Below are 15,014 nucleotides of genomic sequence, written 5' to 3' on the forward strand. Positions count from 1 at the left end.
TTCTCCGTATCCGTACCGACTTCGATCAGGAGCGAGAACCCATGGCCGTCTTCGCCGTCCACTACGTCTACTCCGAGGCCACCGTCCCCGGCCGCGACATCCACCGGCCCGACCACCGGGCCTGGCTGAACAGCCTGGTCGATGCGGGCACCGTGCTCACCAGCGGTCCGTACCCGGACGGGTCGGGCGCGCTGATCCTGGTCCAGGCAGACGACCTGGAGGCGGTGACCACGCTGTTCGAGAACGACCCGTTCAACCGCGAGGGTCTGCTGACCGACAAGCGCATCGTCGAATGGCAGCCGACCATGGGCGCGTTCGTGTCCTGATCAGGCTTCGACCGTCTCGCGCCTGCCGGAGTCGGCGCTGCGGCGGATCGCGTCCAGGACGCGATGCACGTGCAGGCCGGTCCCGAAGGACGGGACCAGCTGGAGGTTGCAGCGGAGGTCGCCCGCCAGACGGTCGTAAAGCCTTGCCACATTGCGGGATTCGATCGGCAGCGTCGCGCAGGGTCCGGCCTCCTCGGGGGTCAGGTCCTGCCACGCGCCACCCGGGCCGTTGGATCCCAGCAGGCGCAGATCGCTCATCTGGATGCCGCCCGCCCCCGAGGGGCCGTCGCTGACAATCACCAGATCACCGTCGGTGCCGGAGATTTCGATGCGGGTGCGGCCGTCGGTGACCTTGCCGTCGTGGACGTGGGCCGATACCGGTAAGCCGGTGTCGGTGCGGCCGGTCAGCAGCAGGTGGTCCGGGCTGGTGACCGATACCCGCTCGCCGGTCTCGTCGATGACGGCGAGCGGGTGGCAGATCGCGAGCTCGGCCGAGACCTCGGCGAGCGGGCCGACCAGAGATTCGACTGTCGCGAGGGTGTGGCCGCCCGCGACCTCCAGCATTCCCGCGCCGTTGTCGCGGTCCAGGGTGTAGGCCGCCCACTGCGGGATGCGGCCGCCGGCGCCCTTGCCGCGGGCCGCGTAGACCGTGACCGACACCACCTTGCCCACATAGCGGCTGTCGACCATCAAGGTTCGCGCACGCTGGACGGCGGGGGCGAGCCCGGCCTGCAGTCCGACGACGTGTAGTCCCGGAACGTCCGCGGCCGCGGCCACGATGCCCTCGGCTTCGGCGGTGGTCCGGGTGAGCGGCCATTCGGAGTAGACGTGCTTGCCCGCGGCCAGCGCGGCGCGGATCAGTTCGGCGTGCGCGGGGACCTTCACGGTAATGACGACCAGGTCGACATCGGGATGCTCGGCGAGCTCGCGCGCGTCGGTGAAGACGTGGTCCGCGCCGAACAGGTGGGCGGCGCGTTCGGCGCTCTCGCGGCGGCTGGTACCGACCGCGGTCAGCTCATAGTCCGGCAGGGCGCGCAGGGCCGGGACGTGGGCGCGGGTGGCCCAGCCCCGGTCCGGGTTCGCGCCGATGATTCCCACTCGGATGCGGTCCGACATCACTCACTCCTTCATCAAACGGACTCGATGCGTCCGTTTTGGACGCTAGCCAAACGGACTCGGAAAGTCCACTTTTGCTAGAGTGCGGCCATGACCGCCGTCGATCGCCTGCTGGCCCGGGATGCCGCGCCGACTCCCCGCGCCGATGCCCGCCGCAATCTCGAACGGCTGGTCACCGCGGCGCGGGCGGCGGTGGCGGAGGTCGGCGTGGCGGTCACCGCGCAGGAGATCGCGCAGCGGGCCGGGGTGGGTAAGGGGACCTTCTATCGGCGGGTGCCCTCGCTCGACGCACTGCTGACGGCGGTGCTGGAGGAGGTCCTCGACGAAGGCATCGCGGCCGCCGACCGCGCCCTTGCCCAGCCGGACCCGTGGCAGGGATTCACCGAATTCGCCGCCGCGTACGTGGGTTTGCGGGCGGAGAGCTGCGGGGTCAACGATGCACTGGGCGGCGCGGCCAGCGGCGAGGTGGACCGCTGCATCGGCGACCTGCGCGACCGGCTGCGCGAATTGGTCGGCAGGGCACAGCAGAACGGCTCGATGCGGGCCGATATCGCCTGGGAGGACGTGGCTTTCGCGCTGGCCGGGGTCGGCACCACCGATCACACCGTCGGCCTGCGGGCGGCCCCGGATCAATGGCGGCGCACGCTGCGCATCGTGCTGGACGGGCTGTCCGCACGCCGGTGACCACCGGTCCGGTGGTGGCACAACACGACCGGCGGACTACCGTCGATCTCGTGCGATCGGATGATGCCACGGCTCTGTCCAGGTTCCGCGCCGCCCGGGTGGCTCGGCTGGCCACCGCCGATGCCACCGGGCAACCGCACCTGGTCCCCATCACCTTCGCCGTCTCCCCCGTCGATTCGCCGCTTCTCGTGGTCACAGCCATCGACCACAAACCCAAGTCGACGACGAATCTGCGACGGCTCCGCAATATCGCGTCGAATCCCCGGGTGTGTCTGCTCGCCGATCACTACGAGGAGGACTGGACTCGGCTGTGGTGGACCCGGCTGGACGGCAACGCTGAAATACTCACCGCCCCTGCCGATCTCACCACTCCCCTGACCTGGCTGGCCGCCAAGTATCCCCAGTACCGGTCCGTTCCGCCCACCGGGCCGGTGATCCGGGTCGACGTCGAGTCGGTGCGAGGCTGGTCCTACTCGGTGTGAGCGCCGTGCTCAGAACATCCCATTCGGCGTGCGTTCCGGATCGGGGACGGGTTGCACCACGTCCCAGTGCTCGGTGATGCGGCCGTCGTCGAGACGCCAGATGTCGGCGACCGCGTCGCCGCCGGTTCGGTCGCCCGTGTCCATGCGGTAGTGCACGACCACGTATCGGTGATCGGCGATCACCCGGGCGATCTCCAGGTGCGCCCGTGCGACCGGTGCATTCGTGATGTGGGCGATGAACGCCTCGCGGCCGGAGGGATTATCGGGACTGTGCTCGATGAAGTCCTCGGCCAGCACGTCGGCCAGGACGGCGTGATCGCCGGCCGCGAATCTGGCCATGGCCTCGGTGACGAGCCGCCGGTTGGCGGCGGCGGTATCGGTGATGTGCGTATCGGTCATGCTTCGACCACACCGTGCCGAAGCAGCGAAGTCGATTACATCGCAGGTAATGGCACCCGCTCCGGAGACGCGGTTATCGTGACGGCATGAACGCGGGCGAACCGAACACCGTCGGGTACCTGCTCCGCCAGTGGCGGCACCGGCGCGGGCTGAGCCAGCTGGAATTCGCCTGTCTGGCAGATGTTTCCGCCAGACATATCAGCTTCGTCGAAACAGGTCGCACGATTCCCAGCCAAGCCATGCTGCTGAGGTTGGCCGACCACCTCGAAGTCCCGCTGGCCCAGCGTAATCGCCTGCTCGTCGCGGCCGGGTACGCCCCGATCTTCCAGCACCGCGATTGGCACACCGCGCCGGAGCTGGCCGTCGCACGCGCGGCGGTGGAGCAGATTCTGGCCGGGCACGAACCGTTCCCGGCGCTGGTACTGGACAGCCGGTGGAATCTGTTGTCCGCCAACGCCGGCGCCGCCGTGTTCTTCGACGGCGTCGATCCGGACCTACTGAGCCCTCCGGCCAATATGATGCGGCTCGGTCTGCATCCGCGGGGATTCGCCTCGCGGGTGGGCAATGTGGCGCAGGTGCGCGGCCGGCTGCTCACGCGATTGGCGCGACAGGTCGCCCACACCGGCGACCCGGTGCTCGCGGCATTGCACGACGAGGTCCGGGGCTACGGCGGGGACGACGACCCGGCTTTCTCCGCCGAGGGCATCGACGACATCGCCCTCCCGATCCGGCTGCGTCACCGCGACCATGACCTGACGTTCATCAATACCGTCACCACCTTCGGCACCGCGACCGACCTCACCCTGGCCGACGTGGTGGTCGAGTCCTATTACCCGGCCGACGCGATCACCCGCGACGCCCTCCGAAACCTGGCCGCAGGACGCCTATCCGCGTAGGTGGGTACGGTCACGCACACGAACCAGACCGAAATGTCGGCGCGCGGCATCATGAACAGGCCGATTCCAGTCGGGTCGACCTTCCAGCCGCCGTCCATGTGCACCGCCGCGCCATGACGGTTGAGCAGCAACGGAATTCGCGGATCGACCGCGCCATGACCGCGGAGCTGCGCTTCCCCTCGGGGCACACCGGCCGGATCCGCTGCTCCATGTGGTCGTCGGATCTGGTCCGGATCAGCGCCACGGTGATCGGCGATCGCGGCCGGATGCGGCTGCTCAATCCGGTAGCACCGCAGCTGGGGCACGCGCTGTGGCTGAGCACCGAGAATGGCCGCAGCCTGCGGCAATTCGGGCGGCGCGCGTCGTACGACTATCAGCTCGACGCCTTCGCCGGGGCAGTGCTGCGGGGCGAGCCGATCCTCACCACACCCGCCGAGGCCGTCGCGAACATGCGCGTCATCGATGCCGCCTACCAGGCGGCCGGTCTGCCGCTGCGCCGGCCGAGCTGACATCACGACCGCCTCTCCGGGACCGGGCGGGACCCCGGCTGCCGAGCGCGGAGCGCGAGGGCCCACCATGTCCGGTGTGAACACCCAGACTTGCGACGTCATTGTCATCGGGGCCGGACCGACCGGCGAGAATGTCGCCGACCGCACCGCCGCGGCCGGGCTCGACACGATCATCGTCGAGTCGGAGCTGGTCGGCGGCGAATGCTCCTACTGGGCTTGCCAGCCCAGTAAGGCGCTGCTGCGCCCGGCGCTGCTGTACGGCGAGGCAGTGCGCTTCCCGGGGGTCGGCGCCGCGGTCACCGGGCCGCTCGACACCCGCGCGGTGCTGGAACACCGCGACCGCATGGCCTCCGACTGGAACGACCACGGCCAGGTCGAATGGGTCGACAAGGCCGGTATCTCACTCCTGCGCGGCCACGGCCGGCTCGACGGGGTGCGGCAGGTGACGGTGCAGACCCCCGAGGGCGACACGGTGCGATTGCGGGCCCGGCACGCCGTCGCGATCTGCACCGGCAGCCGCGCGGCACTGCCGCCGCTGCCGGGACTGGATGCGCTGCGGCCGTGGACGAGCCGGGAGGCCACCAGCGCGTCCGAGGTTCCGGGGCGGCTGGCCATCGTGGGCGCCGGGGTGGTGGCGACCGAAATGGCCACGGCCTGGCGGGCACTCGGCTCGCAGGTCACGCTGATCGCGCGGGGTGCCCGCCTGCTGGACCGGATGGAACCCTTCGCCGCCGACCTGGTCGCCGACCGGCTCCGGGCGGCGGGCGTGGACCTGCGGTTCGGGCGGACCATCGCGACGGCCGAGCGGGCGGGTGGGCCCGAGGACAGCATCCATCTCACTCTCGACGACGGCGCGCGGATCGTCGCGGATGAACTGCTGTTCGCGACCGGTCGCGCGCCGCGCACCGCGGACATCGGCCTCGACACCGTCGGACTGGACGCGGGCACGTGGCTGGCCACCGACGACACCTACACGGTGACCGCCGTCGACGGCGAATGGCTGTACGCCGCAGGCGATGTCAATCATCGGGCGCTGCTCACCCATCAGGGCAAGTATCAGGCGCGCATCGCGGGCGCGGTGATCGCCGACCGGGCCCGTGGCCACACGCTCGAGACGGGTCCGTTCGGACGGCATTCGGGCACCGCCGATCTGGTGGCCGTTCCGCAGGTGGTGTTCACCGAGCCGGAGGTAGCGGCGGTCGGGCTCACCGCCGCGGAGGCCGCGCGCCAGGGCCGAGCCGTCGATATCGTCGACTACGACCTCGGCCGCGTTGCCGGTGCGGTGCAATACGATCCGGACTATCGCGGCCGGGCGCGGGTTCTCGTCGATCCCGAGCGCGGTGTGCTCGTCGGGGCGACGTTCGCCGGGGGCGGGGTGGCCGAGCTCCTGCATTCGGCGACCATCGCCATTACCGGCGAGGTCCCCCTCGACCGGCTCTGGCACGCGGTCCCCGCGTACCCCACGATCAGTGAGATCTGGCTGCGGCTGCTGGAAACCTATCGCGATCAACAACATTCGCAGGTGCAGGCCGCCGGGGACTCGGCGTCCTGAGCGAGGGTCGCGGAATCCAGAGTTGCACAGCCGGTTCCAGCGCCGGGCCGCGGTGAGACCCGGCGCCGGAGGCGGTTACAGGGAGCCGCGTTGCCGCAGGCTCCCCGCACGGTCGAGCTCGACGACGGTGTCGACGCCGATCCGGTGCAGGAACGGATAGTCGTGGCTGACCACCAGGATCGCGCCGCGATAGTCGGCCAGCGCCTCGACCAGTTGATCGACGCTGGCGATATCGAGGTTGTTGGTCGGCTCGTCGAGGATCAGCAGCTGGGCCGGTGGATCGGCCAGGAGCAGGCGCGCCAGCGACACCCGGAAGCGTTCACCGCCCGACAGTGTCGAGACCGGGCGTTCGACACTGTTGCCGCGAAGCAGCAAGCGGGCCAGCTGATTACGGATCGTGGCCGGTGCGGTGGTGGTGGCCACCGCATGCACGTTGTCGAGCGCACCGGCCTGCTCGTCGAGATTGTCCAGGCGTTGCGGCAGGTAGCCCACCCGGTCGGTGAGCAGGGTGCCGCGTTCCGGGTGGCGGCCACTGAGCAGGTGCTCGATCAGCGTCGACTTGCCCGCGCCATTGGGTCCGATCAGGGCCACCCGTTCCGGACCCTGGATGACGATGGTGCGGTCGCCGTCACCGAGTTCCGCGATGCGCCGGCTGCGTGGCACGTCGGGGTCCGGCAGGTCGAGATGAATGTGCTCGTCGCGGCGGACCCGCGCGGCCGCGGCGTCCAGGACATCCTGGGCGGCACGGACTTTCGCGTCGAGCGTGGTGCGCATGGCCCCGGCCGAGCCCTGCGCCCGGCTGGCCCGGTTGCCCGCGAGGATGCGTGGAATGCCACCGTCCCGCTGCGTCGCGCGCGCGGTGCGCTCGCGCCGGGCCAGTTTGGTCTCGGCCTCGATACGCTGCCGCTTCTCGACCTTCAATGCCTGCTCGGCGGTTCGCGCCGCCTGCTGGGCCGCGGCCTGTTCCTGCTCGACGTGCTCCTGCCACGCGCTGTAGGGACCGCCGTACACCTCGAGGGTCGCGCCGTGCAGTTCCGCGGTGGCGTCCATGCGCTCCAGCAGTTCCAGATCGTGACTCACCACGACGAGCGTGCCCGGCCACGAATCCACGAATTCCGCCAGCTTGGCTCGGGTTTCGCGATCGAGGTTGTTGGTGGGCTCGTCGAGCAGCGTGATCGGGGTGCGCCTGATCCGCAGCCCGGTGACGGCGATGAGAACGGCCTCACCGCCGGAGATCTCGCCGACCCTGCGGTCGAGATCGGCTGCGCTGAAGCCGATTTCGTGCAGCATTTCGTCGGCACGGGCTTCGATGTCCCAGTCGTCGCCGATCGTCTCGAAGTGCTTCTCCTCGGTGTCGCCGGCTTCGATCGCCCGCAGGGCGGCGAGTGTGCCTGCGATACCGAGCAATTGCGCGATGGTGTCGTTCTGGGCGAGCGTGAGGTGCTGCGGGAGATACCCCACGTCGCCGCTGGTTTCCACCCGCCCCGAGGTCGGGGTCAGGATGCCGGCGATCAGGCGCAGCAGCGTGGACTTCCCCGCACCGTTACGCCCCACCAAACCGGTACGCCCGCTGGTGAACACACCATCGACCCCCGCGAGAGCGACGGTCCCGTCGGGCCATTCGAATGACAGATTCTGCAGCGTGATCGCCGCTTGCATGGATGAAGACATGTGTCGACAGACTCTTCCTGCTCATGGGTTTACCGACGCCGCCGACACACACCAGAAATCAACGGCCCATTCCCGATTCGGAACGCCGTGCAGCAGGTGTGATCGCAACGCCGCCTTCGAGTAGGCGGCTAGAGTCTGTCGACCTCGATGAGCATCCGGCCACCCTACCAGGCCCCGCACAACCCGGGTCGGCGGCAATCAAGCCGTCGTGACCGCAGCACCCCGCTGACAGTCGTCGAGCTTCAGAATGAATCGGGGCAGGTGGGGATCGGTGGCGGGCAGGTTGTCCGGGTCGAGGTCCCACCATTGGCCGCCGTCGAACTCGGCCGGGTCGAGCGGATAGTCGCGGGTGCGGTCACCGCGAATCACGTACCAGAGCGACACATCGACATGGCCCGCCGCCTGCCCCACCGTCGTTGTCCGCGTGAGGAACAGCGGATGCTCCCCGACCAGGTCGAAGACCGGGTCGATGCCGAGTTCCTCCCCCGCCTCGCGCCGGGCGGTATCCCGTGGATGCTCGCCGGCCTCGACGTGGCCGCCCATCGGCAGGTGCAGACCCGCCATCCGATGCCGGCCGAGGAAGATCCCGCGCTCGCGGGGATCGACCAGCACCACATAGGCGACAAGATGCGGTGACGGCGTGGCGGGTTTGACGCGCCGGAAGATGGTTTTGGCGGTTAACGATCGGGTTCGGTGGGACGACATCAGGGCAGCGGATCCATTGTGGATCGTGGTCGGGGTGATTCGGGTTCAAGGTCAGGGGAGACCTATGCGCAGCACACATGTCAGCCGTCGGTCGATCGCGTTCGCGCTGGTGGGGCAGCGAGCGGGGGTGACCGTTCTCGGCGTCCTCGCTTGCGCGGCGGCGATTGCGGGCTGCACGACAACGTCGACGGATTCGCCCACCAGCCAGCCATCGGCGACAGCTACCGCCGCGGCGACGGCTACTGTCCCGGGCTCGCCACCTGGAACAACCGCCGTGCCGACAACGTCCTTGGTGGCCGAGCCCCCGGTCGTGCCGACTCGGGCACCGTCGAAGGTGCCGGAGTCGAGCACCGAACCGCGAGCCGGAAAGACGTTTCCCGGTGAGGGCCTCACCGCTCAGCAAGCCCGTGACCTGCAGCAGGGCGTGGACAGCGGGCACCAGCCGTGGCGCCTGGATCGCGTCCAGGTCGCAAAGGCCTTCGTGCAGCAGCGATTCGGATGGGCCACTGTTCAGGCCGCCGCGGACGGTCCGACCAGCGTCGTGGTCACCAATCAGGACGGCAGCAAACTCACGTTGCAGGTCGGTCAGCCGGTGACACAGGGCAGCGGCGGCATCTGGGTCGTCGACAGCGGCGCCTGGGACTGACTCCGGCGGGAAGGCACTCGGCACCGGCGCGTTCACAAATCGTCGGGCGCACACGGATTCGCTGATTCCTGTTCGTACACAACATATTTCGGGCCGTGCACGGTGGGGCACGGCCGACAGCAACCTGTTTCGGGAGCGCGTAATCGGGAACCCGATGGACAGGGCAGTGTACGAACCGGAAGGAGCGCGCTCCTATGCCACCACGCAATCTCCACCCCGAAATGGTCCGTGAGCCACCCGCGGGCCCCACGGTGCCGACTCTCCTGGACGGTGTGTCGTGGCCCGGCTTCGCCCTGCTGCTGGCCGGTGTCATCGCGCTGGCCATGACGCCCGGTAGCGGCTGGACCGATCTATGGGCCGCCGCGGCCGCGATCGCACTGATCGCGGGGATCGGCTGGATCACCGTCGAACATCGGCGGTACCTGGCTCGGCACGAGCGGCCGACGGCTGGAATGGGCACGAGGGGCCGGACGCCCAATGTGACCGATCGAGCCCCGGACCGGTCTGCGTCGGCTCGGGGCTCGCTCGGGGGTAATCGCCCATGATGATCGCTCAGCATGTTTGACGGCTCTGGACAGTACCGGGCCGGAGCGCCGCCGATCCGGAGCTGTGGCCTGAGACACGCACACTGTCCAGTGGCTGTTGCCGCTGCCGCCCGGCGCAAGGCGGTCACGGGTGGTCGAGCAAGATAGGTGGCGATTTCCCCGAGGTACAAGGAGAAGTAAGTGCAACGCATCGGCGTGATCGGCGGCGGCACCATGGGTGCCGGCATCGCCGAGGTGGCCGCCCGCGCAGGCGGGTCGGTCCTGGTTCTCGAGCGCGACACCGCGGCGGCCGACGCCGCCGTCTCACGCATCGAGAAGTCCCTGGCCCGCGCGGTCAAGTCCGGCCGCCTCGAGCAGGCCGCGGCCGACGAGGCCCGCGCCCGCATCACCCTCACCACCTCGATCGACGACTTCGCCGACCGCGAGCTGGTCATCGAGGCGGCGCCCGAGATCGAGACGCTGAAGACCGAGTTCTTCGCCAAGCTGGACGCCATCGTCTCCCCCGAGACCATCCTGGCCACCAACACCTCGTCCATCCCGGTCATCCGGCTGGCCAATGCCACCGCCAACCCGGGCCGCGTCGTCGGTGTGCACTTCTTCAACCCGGTCCCGGTGCTGCCGCTGGTCGAGATCGTGGTGACCCTCAAGACCGACCGCGAGGTCGTCGACAAGGTCACCGCCTACGCCCGCGACATCCTCGGCAAGCGCACCATCGAGTCCAAGGATCAGGCCGGCTTCATCGTCAACGCCCTGCTGATCCCGTACCTCTGCAGCGCGATCCGCATGTTCGAGACCGGGTTCGCCAGCGCCGAGGACATCGACGAGGGCATGGTCAGCGGCTGCGCCCACCCGATGGGCCCGCTCCGCCTCACCGACACCGTGGGCCTCGACGTCACCCTCGCGGTCGCCGAATCCCTCTACGCCGAATTCGGCGAACCGCAGTACGCGCCCCCGGTGCTGCTGCGCCGCATGGTCGACGCGGGCTACCTCGGCCGCAAGACCGGCCGCGGCTTCTACACCTACTGACGCCGGAGGGCCGCCGCCGGGCAACCGGCGGCGGCGAGCACCTAGCGTGGTCGGCATGACCGGCAACGAACTCGGCGACTTTCTGCGCGCCCGCCGCGCGGCACTGCGTCCCGAGGACATCGGGCTGATCTCGCACGGCCGCCGCCGAGTGGCGGGGCTGCGCCGCGAGGAGGTCGCCGAGCTCGCCGGAATGAACAGCGACTACTACACCCGCCTGGAACAGGGGCGGGAGCGCCACCCGTCGGCGCAGATGCTGGAGGCGCTGAGCGGTGCGCTGCGACTGAACGAGGCTGTGCGCGAACACCTCTACCGCCTCGCGGGGGTGGCCCCGCCGGTGCGACAACCGAGCCCGGACGAGACGGTCAGCCCCACGCTGCGCCGCATCGTCGACGGCTATCCGGCCGCACCGGCCCTGGTGCTGAACCCGGCCATGGACATCCTCGCCGCCAATGTCATCGCCGGCGCGTTCTTCTCCGGATTCCCCCGCGTCGACAATCTGGCCCGCATGACCTTCCTCGAACCGGCCGCTCGCCGGTTCTGCGTCGACTGGACGTGGACCTGCCAGGCCATGGTCGCGGGCTTCCGGCAGGCGGGGGCGTTGTATCCGGACGATCCACGCCTGCGTCACGTGGTCGCCGAACTCACCACGGCCAGTACCGAATTCGCCGAACTGTGGCATTCCTACACGCTGTGCACCGCGACGACCGAGCCCCGGGAGTTCTGCCATCCCGAGGCCGGTCAGCTGTTCCTGACCTACGAGTCCTTCGATGTGCGCGGCGCCGCGGGCCAACGGCTGATGGTCTATCAGGCCGAGCCCGGCAGCCCGACCGCCGCCCGCCTGGCGCGCCTGGCTGCTGCGCGAGCCTGGGTATAACGCACCCAGGCAACCGATCGGTTCTGGTACCTACCATCACCGACCGTGAAGCCATTCCCCCACACGCACACTCGGCCGCATCGGATCGCCGCGGCGGGCGCGACCTTGCTCGCGGTGGCGGCCGCCGGTCTGGCCGCGCCGGGAACCGCGCGGTCCCAACCGGTTTCATGCCCTGCTGTCACCGTATCGACCGTTGCCACCGCGGTGATCCCGTTCGTCGACTGGGCCGAGAACCTCGGATTCGACGCGCAAGGCAACCTGTGGGTCGCGCGGCTGTACCGGAATGAAGTGCAGCGCTACGACAGTGCGGGCCGGGTCACCGCGACCGTCCCGGTCAGCTCGCCCGGCGCGATCCGCCTCGGCCCCGATCAGCTGCTGTATGTCGTCTACGGCGACAACTCGGTGAACCTGCTGCCCGGTCGTCACGACAGCGGTGTCGTCCGTTTCGACCCGACCGCCGCCGCACCGGTTCCCGAGACCTTCGTCGGCGGCCTGAGCATGGCCAATGGTGCGGCCTTCGACACCGAGGGCAGCCTGTACGTCGCCGATACCGGGTCCGGGGTGGTCCGGGTCCGCCGCGATGGCACCGTCGACACCGAGTGGTCGGCACAGGCGAAGATATTCGGCGTCAACGGCATTGCCGTCCATGATGATTCGATCTACACGACGGTTTACCTCACCCCGCAGGGCAGGCTCGTCCAGATCCCGATCGCCGACCCGACCCGCCAGAGCACCACTACGGATACCCCACTCGCCGACGACCTGGCGGTCGGCCCCGGCGGAGTCCTCTACACCGCCACGACCTCCGGCACCCTGCTCCGCGTCGACCCCGGCACCCACACCAGCTGCTCGCTCTTGACCAGGGACCCGTTGGCCGCGGTGGCGACGGTCCCCGGCTCGGACCGGGATCTCATGGTTGCCACCGGCCGCGGTGACGTGCTGCGCGTACGCCTCGACGACCGAGTCGGGTGACTCCTGCCCGCGGGAGCTGGCTCCGCAGGCGGTCTGTGCGGGCGCGTCGTGGAAGGTTCAGGGCCGCCGAGCGGGTCCGTCCGGCGGTGGAAGATCGGGGTCGCTGCCGCTGTCCGGTGCGGATCCCTCACCCGCGGCGGGTCCGATTCTGCGCGGTCGAGCCACAGGCCGGATACCGGTGGCCGGGGCATCGTCACCGGCTCGCTTGCGCCGCATGGCGCCGAGGTCGATGACACTCCCCTCCTGCTCGGCACTGCCCGAATCGCTGACCGGAGCGGGGTACGGCCCCGGGCCCGGGTCGACCGGCCACCACCCGGTCTCGCGCTGCAGCTCGGATCGCAGCACCGGCCTGGTCGGCGCCGGATCGTAGACCGTGCCGCCTTCCGGACGCCACGGCTGGTGCGGACGCTCGACGGCTTCTTCGTTCTTGCGCCGCGGGCGACGCGGCAGCCTGGTGATCTTCGACGAGGCATCCCCCGCGTCGGTGTTGCCGCGCTCGGCAGCCTTCAATGCCTCGAGCTGCCTGCGTAGCCGCTCGACCGCATCGAACCTGTTCCCGCCGGGTCCCGGCAGGGATCCACGTCCTGGTACTTCCCGATCCGACATCGACCTAGCCGCCGACGGGCGCCGCGGCACCCGCTCCCGCCACGACCGCCCGGACGCCGAGCCGATCTCCGAACTTCTTCTTCATTGCGTCGCCCACGCCCCCATTCTCCCTCAGTCCCGCCGCGGCCGGTTCGCCCGCTCGGTTCCGGGCAATCAAGAGCACACTTCCCGATACACAATCCGCGGCCCGAGGTCAAGATCCGAGGGGCCGACTCCGTCGGATATGGGCGCGATCAGGCGAAGGTCGTGTACATCTCCCAGATCAGCAGTTCGCTCGGCTCGACAGCGGTGACCCGATGGCCGCCGGTGGCGGTCAATCGCACGGCGTCACCCTGGGCCAGCACGCCGGAGCCCTCGAATTCGACACTCCCCCGCGCCACGAAGACGTGGCCGTAGGGCGCGTCCGGAATCTGCACCGTATGGCCCGGCTCCAGGCGCGCCGCGTGCAAGGCCGCATACCGGTTTCCGATGACGATCGCTGTACGGTCGCGGTCGCGCGGGATGCCCGATGCGACGGTGATCAGCGAGTTCCCCGCCAACTCCGCGGTGATGTCCCGCTCCTGGTATCCGGGAGCGGCTCCGGGCTCGTGCGGCGGCACCCACATCTGGACGACGTGCAGGCGCTGCCGCTCCAGCAGGCCGGCGCCGTTGCGCTCCGAATGCAGAATCCCGGTGCCCGCGCTCATCCGCTGCGCCATACCGGGATGAATCAGACCCGAATGCCCCGCCGAATCCTGGTGGACCACCGTCCCTTCCAGCACCCAGGTCACGATCTCCATGTCACGATGCTGATGGGTGTCGAACCCCTCACCGGGATCGACGATGTCCTCGTTGTGGATCATCAGCAGCCCGTGGGCATTCGCCGCCAGATCGAAATTGCCGGTGGCCGGAAACGACTGCCGGGAATCGAGCCACTCGTTCCGCCAGCGCCCGCGATCCGCGCCCGGCACAACCCGAACACCCGCTTCACTCACCGCCACCGCTCACCTCCGCAACCGATCCCTCCCGCCTCTGTAACCCAACGGGCGAGCCGACATTCCCGACCGTGACGCCGAGGCGGGCCTGCCGCGCCGGTTGCGATCCCGCCGACCGCCGTCCGGAGCCGACCGATCTCCAGCGGCAGCCGGTCCGGAGGGACAGCCTCGCGACGACCGGTTCACCGTGGCAGCGGCAGCAATTCGACCAGGGTGCCGTGGCCGGTTCCCGGCGGGAGGAGTGCCAGGGCGTGGGCGTTCAGGAGGTTGGCCAGGTGTGGGGTGCCGACGGCGCCGATGGCCCGCCACACTCCGCCTTCGACCCGCCGGACGGGGACGATGCGGGTGCGGTCATGGTCCGGGGTCGCCGCATCGGCGATACGGCCCCAGGACACCCGCCTCGGCCAACTCCCCCGCACCGGAAGCTAACCACCGAACCTCCACCCCAACCCCGAAAATCGTTTTACCGCTTCGGATCCCGTTGCTACCGTGGTTCCAGCACCTCCACCCGACGACACCGGAAAGGCGGCCCCCATGACCGAGCTGATTCAGCCCGCAACCACGTTCCTCGCCCGCCTGCTCCGCATCCGACTCGGCATCCGGAGCGTCTCCTAGCGGCCTCGGCATCACCGCCCCGCCAGGGCCGCTTCCGGGCAAAACGCCACGGAGAGCGGCCCTTTCCACATCCCCTCACCCCCATTCCCTCGTAGCCCAAGGGTAGAGGCAACGGTCTCAGGTGCCGTCGAGTGCGAGTTCGAATCTCACCGAGGGAACCAACCCACCCAACGCCGCGCACTTCAGCGCCGAGTAGATGTCAACGCCGACATCCGCGCGGGGTCAAGTGCCCGTAGCTCAGCGGAAAGAGCACCTGTCTACGAAGCAGGGGGCCGGAGGTTCGAATCCTCCCGGGCACACTCACTTTCGATGAAGCGTGGTGTAATCGGCAGCACGGCAGACTCTGATTCTGCCAGTCCAGGTTCGAGTCCTGGCGCTTCAGCAGCGGTCGAACGCTCCGGAAAGAAGACCGATGG

Annotated in this window: 18 protein-coding genes and 3 tRNA genes; 14 read left to right on the forward strand and 7 right to left on the reverse strand. The window is 69.4% G+C overall.

Translation table 11 applies throughout. The features are described from left to right. The first annotated feature begins 41 nt into the window (after window positions 1-41). Window positions 42-326 carry a YciI family protein gene (locus ACFXKA_RS19810; RefSeq protein WP_354839554.1) on the forward strand — a complete coding sequence of 95 codons (285 nt, stop codon included), beginning with the start codon at window positions 42-44 and terminating at the stop codon, window positions 324-326. Here the strand turns inward: ACFXKA_RS19810 and ACFXKA_RS19815 are convergent, their stop codons facing one another. Continuing rightward, complete coding sequence (locus ACFXKA_RS19815; RefSeq protein ID WP_379428324.1) at window positions 327-1,442, reverse strand: Gfo/Idh/MocA family protein; 1,116 nt, start codon at window positions 1,440-1,442, stop codon at window positions 327-329. It abuts the gene before it with no gap. A gap of 90 nt (window positions 1,443-1,532) precedes the next feature. Here ACFXKA_RS19815 and ACFXKA_RS19820 point away from each other — a divergent pair, with 90 nt between their 5' ends. Together ACFXKA_RS19820 and ACFXKA_RS19825 are read left to right on the forward strand one after the other, a co-directional pair. After that, on the forward strand, window positions 1,533-2,126 hold the full coding sequence (locus ACFXKA_RS19820) for a TetR/AcrR family transcriptional regulator (protein WP_379428325.1): 594 nt from the start codon (window positions 1,533-1,535) through the stop codon (window positions 2,124-2,126). 50 nt (window positions 2,127-2,176) lie between these two features. Next, the gene (locus ACFXKA_RS19825; protein WP_379428326.1) at window positions 2,177-2,608 is read left to right on the forward strand and encodes a TIGR03668 family PPOX class F420-dependent oxidoreductase; all 432 of its coding nucleotides are present in this window, start codon (window positions 2,177-2,179) and stop codon (window positions 2,606-2,608) included. A 9-nt stretch (window positions 2,609-2,617) separates the two neighbouring features. Here the strand turns inward: ACFXKA_RS19825 and ACFXKA_RS19830 are convergent, their stop codons facing one another. Beyond that, window positions 2,618-3,007: a nuclear transport factor 2 family protein gene (locus ACFXKA_RS19830; RefSeq protein ID WP_379428327.1), complete on the reverse strand. Its 390-nt coding sequence runs from the start codon at window positions 3,005-3,007 to the stop codon at window positions 2,618-2,620. 86 nt (window positions 3,008-3,093) lie between these two features. Here ACFXKA_RS19830 and ACFXKA_RS19835 point away from each other — a divergent pair, with 86 nt between their 5' ends. The 3 genes from ACFXKA_RS19835 (at window position 3,094) to ACFXKA_RS19845 (ending at window position 5,964) form a co-directional block, all read left to right on the forward strand. Continuing rightward, entirely contained in the window at window positions 3,094-3,903 is an 810-nt protein-coding gene (locus tag ACFXKA_RS19835; protein WP_379428328.1) for a helix-turn-helix domain-containing protein, read from the forward strand. 98 nt (window positions 3,904-4,001) lie between these two features. Next, entirely contained in the window at window positions 4,002-4,412 is a 411-nt protein-coding gene (locus ACFXKA_RS19840; protein ID WP_379428329.1) for a Gfo/Idh/MocA family oxidoreductase, read from the forward strand. Window positions 4,413-4,479: 67 nt separating this feature from the next. After that, window positions 4,480-5,964, forward strand: a complete 1,485-nt coding sequence (locus tag ACFXKA_RS19845; protein ID WP_379428330.1) for a dihydrolipoyl dehydrogenase family protein — start codon at window positions 4,480-4,482, stop codon at window positions 5,962-5,964. Window positions 5,965-6,039: 75 nt separating this feature from the next. Here the strand turns inward: ACFXKA_RS19845 and ACFXKA_RS19850 are convergent, their stop codons facing one another. Beyond that, the gene (locus tag ACFXKA_RS19850) at window positions 6,040-7,635 is read right to left on the reverse strand and encodes an ABC-F family ATP-binding cassette domain-containing protein (RefSeq protein WP_379428331.1); all 1,596 of its coding nucleotides are present in this window, start codon (window positions 7,633-7,635) and stop codon (window positions 6,040-6,042) included. A 198-nt stretch (window positions 7,636-7,833) separates the two neighbouring features. Beyond that, on the reverse strand, window positions 7,834-8,340 hold the full coding sequence (locus tag ACFXKA_RS19855) for an NUDIX domain-containing protein (RefSeq protein WP_379428332.1): 507 nt from the start codon (window positions 8,338-8,340) through the stop codon (window positions 7,834-7,836). Between the two features lie 274 nt (window positions 8,341-8,614). Here ACFXKA_RS19855 and ACFXKA_RS19860 point away from each other — a divergent pair, with 274 nt between their 5' ends. The 5 genes from ACFXKA_RS19860 to ACFXKA_RS19880 all read left to right on the forward strand — a co-directional run bounded on the left by ACFXKA_RS19860 (window position 8,615) and on the right by ACFXKA_RS19880 (window position 12,403). Continuing rightward, window positions 8,615-8,986, forward strand: coding sequence for an acyl transferase (locus tag ACFXKA_RS19860; protein WP_379428333.1), 372 nt, complete (start codon window positions 8,615-8,617; stop codon window positions 8,984-8,986). Window positions 8,987-9,180: 194 nt separating this feature from the next. Beyond that, entirely contained in the window at window positions 9,181-9,531 is a 351-nt protein-coding gene (locus ACFXKA_RS19865) for a hypothetical protein (protein WP_379428334.1), read from the forward strand. Between the two features lie 180 nt (window positions 9,532-9,711). Continuing rightward, a complete protein-coding gene (locus ACFXKA_RS19870; protein ID WP_354839518.1) occupies window positions 9,712-10,557 on the forward strand; it encodes a 3-hydroxybutyryl-CoA dehydrogenase in 846 nt (281 codons plus the stop codon). A gap of 55 nt (window positions 10,558-10,612) precedes the next feature. Then, window positions 10,613-11,431 (forward strand): helix-turn-helix transcriptional regulator, encoded by an 819-nt coding sequence (locus tag ACFXKA_RS19875; protein WP_379428335.1) that lies wholly within the window; start codon window positions 10,613-10,615, stop codon window positions 11,429-11,431. A gap of 45 nt (window positions 11,432-11,476) precedes the next feature. After that, complete coding sequence (locus ACFXKA_RS19880; RefSeq protein WP_379428336.1) at window positions 11,477-12,403, forward strand: SMP-30/gluconolactonase/LRE family protein; 927 nt, start codon at window positions 11,477-11,479, stop codon at window positions 12,401-12,403. 57 nt (window positions 12,404-12,460) lie between these two features. On the opposite strand, the gene ACFXKA_RS19885 is transcribed toward ACFXKA_RS19880, so the two are convergent. From ACFXKA_RS19885 to ACFXKA_RS19895, 3 genes are all read right to left on the reverse strand, one after another. Beyond that, window positions 12,461-13,009, reverse strand: coding sequence for a hypothetical protein (locus ACFXKA_RS19885; RefSeq protein WP_379428337.1), 549 nt, complete (start codon window positions 13,007-13,009; stop codon window positions 12,461-12,463). A gap of 233 nt (window positions 13,010-13,242) precedes the next feature. Further along, window positions 13,243-13,989, reverse strand: coding sequence for a pirin family protein (locus tag ACFXKA_RS19890; protein ID WP_379428338.1), 747 nt, complete (start codon window positions 13,987-13,989; stop codon window positions 13,243-13,245). 176 nt (window positions 13,990-14,165) lie between these two features. Beyond that, on the reverse strand, window positions 14,166-14,378 hold the full coding sequence (locus ACFXKA_RS19895; protein WP_379428339.1) for a hypothetical protein: 213 nt from the start codon (window positions 14,376-14,378) through the stop codon (window positions 14,166-14,168). A 305-nt stretch (window positions 14,379-14,683) separates the two neighbouring features. On the opposite strand from ACFXKA_RS19895, the gene ACFXKA_RS19900 reads away from it, so the two are divergent. From ACFXKA_RS19900 to ACFXKA_RS19910, 3 genes are all read left to right on the forward strand, one after another. Continuing rightward, window positions 14,684-14,759: transfer RNA gene (locus ACFXKA_RS19900), tRNA-Leu, on the forward strand. A gap of 65 nt (window positions 14,760-14,824) precedes the next feature. Further along, window positions 14,825-14,897 (forward strand) — tRNA-Arg (locus ACFXKA_RS19905). 11 nt (window positions 14,898-14,908) lie between these two features. Continuing rightward, window positions 14,909-14,980 (forward strand) — tRNA-Gln (locus tag ACFXKA_RS19910). Window positions 14,981-15,014: the final 34 nt, after the last annotated feature.

This window comes from Nocardia sp. NPDC059228 (assembly GCF_042754245.1).
In the GTDB taxonomy this organism is placed as follows: domain Bacteria; phylum Actinomycetota; class Actinomycetes; order Mycobacteriales; family Mycobacteriaceae; genus Nocardia.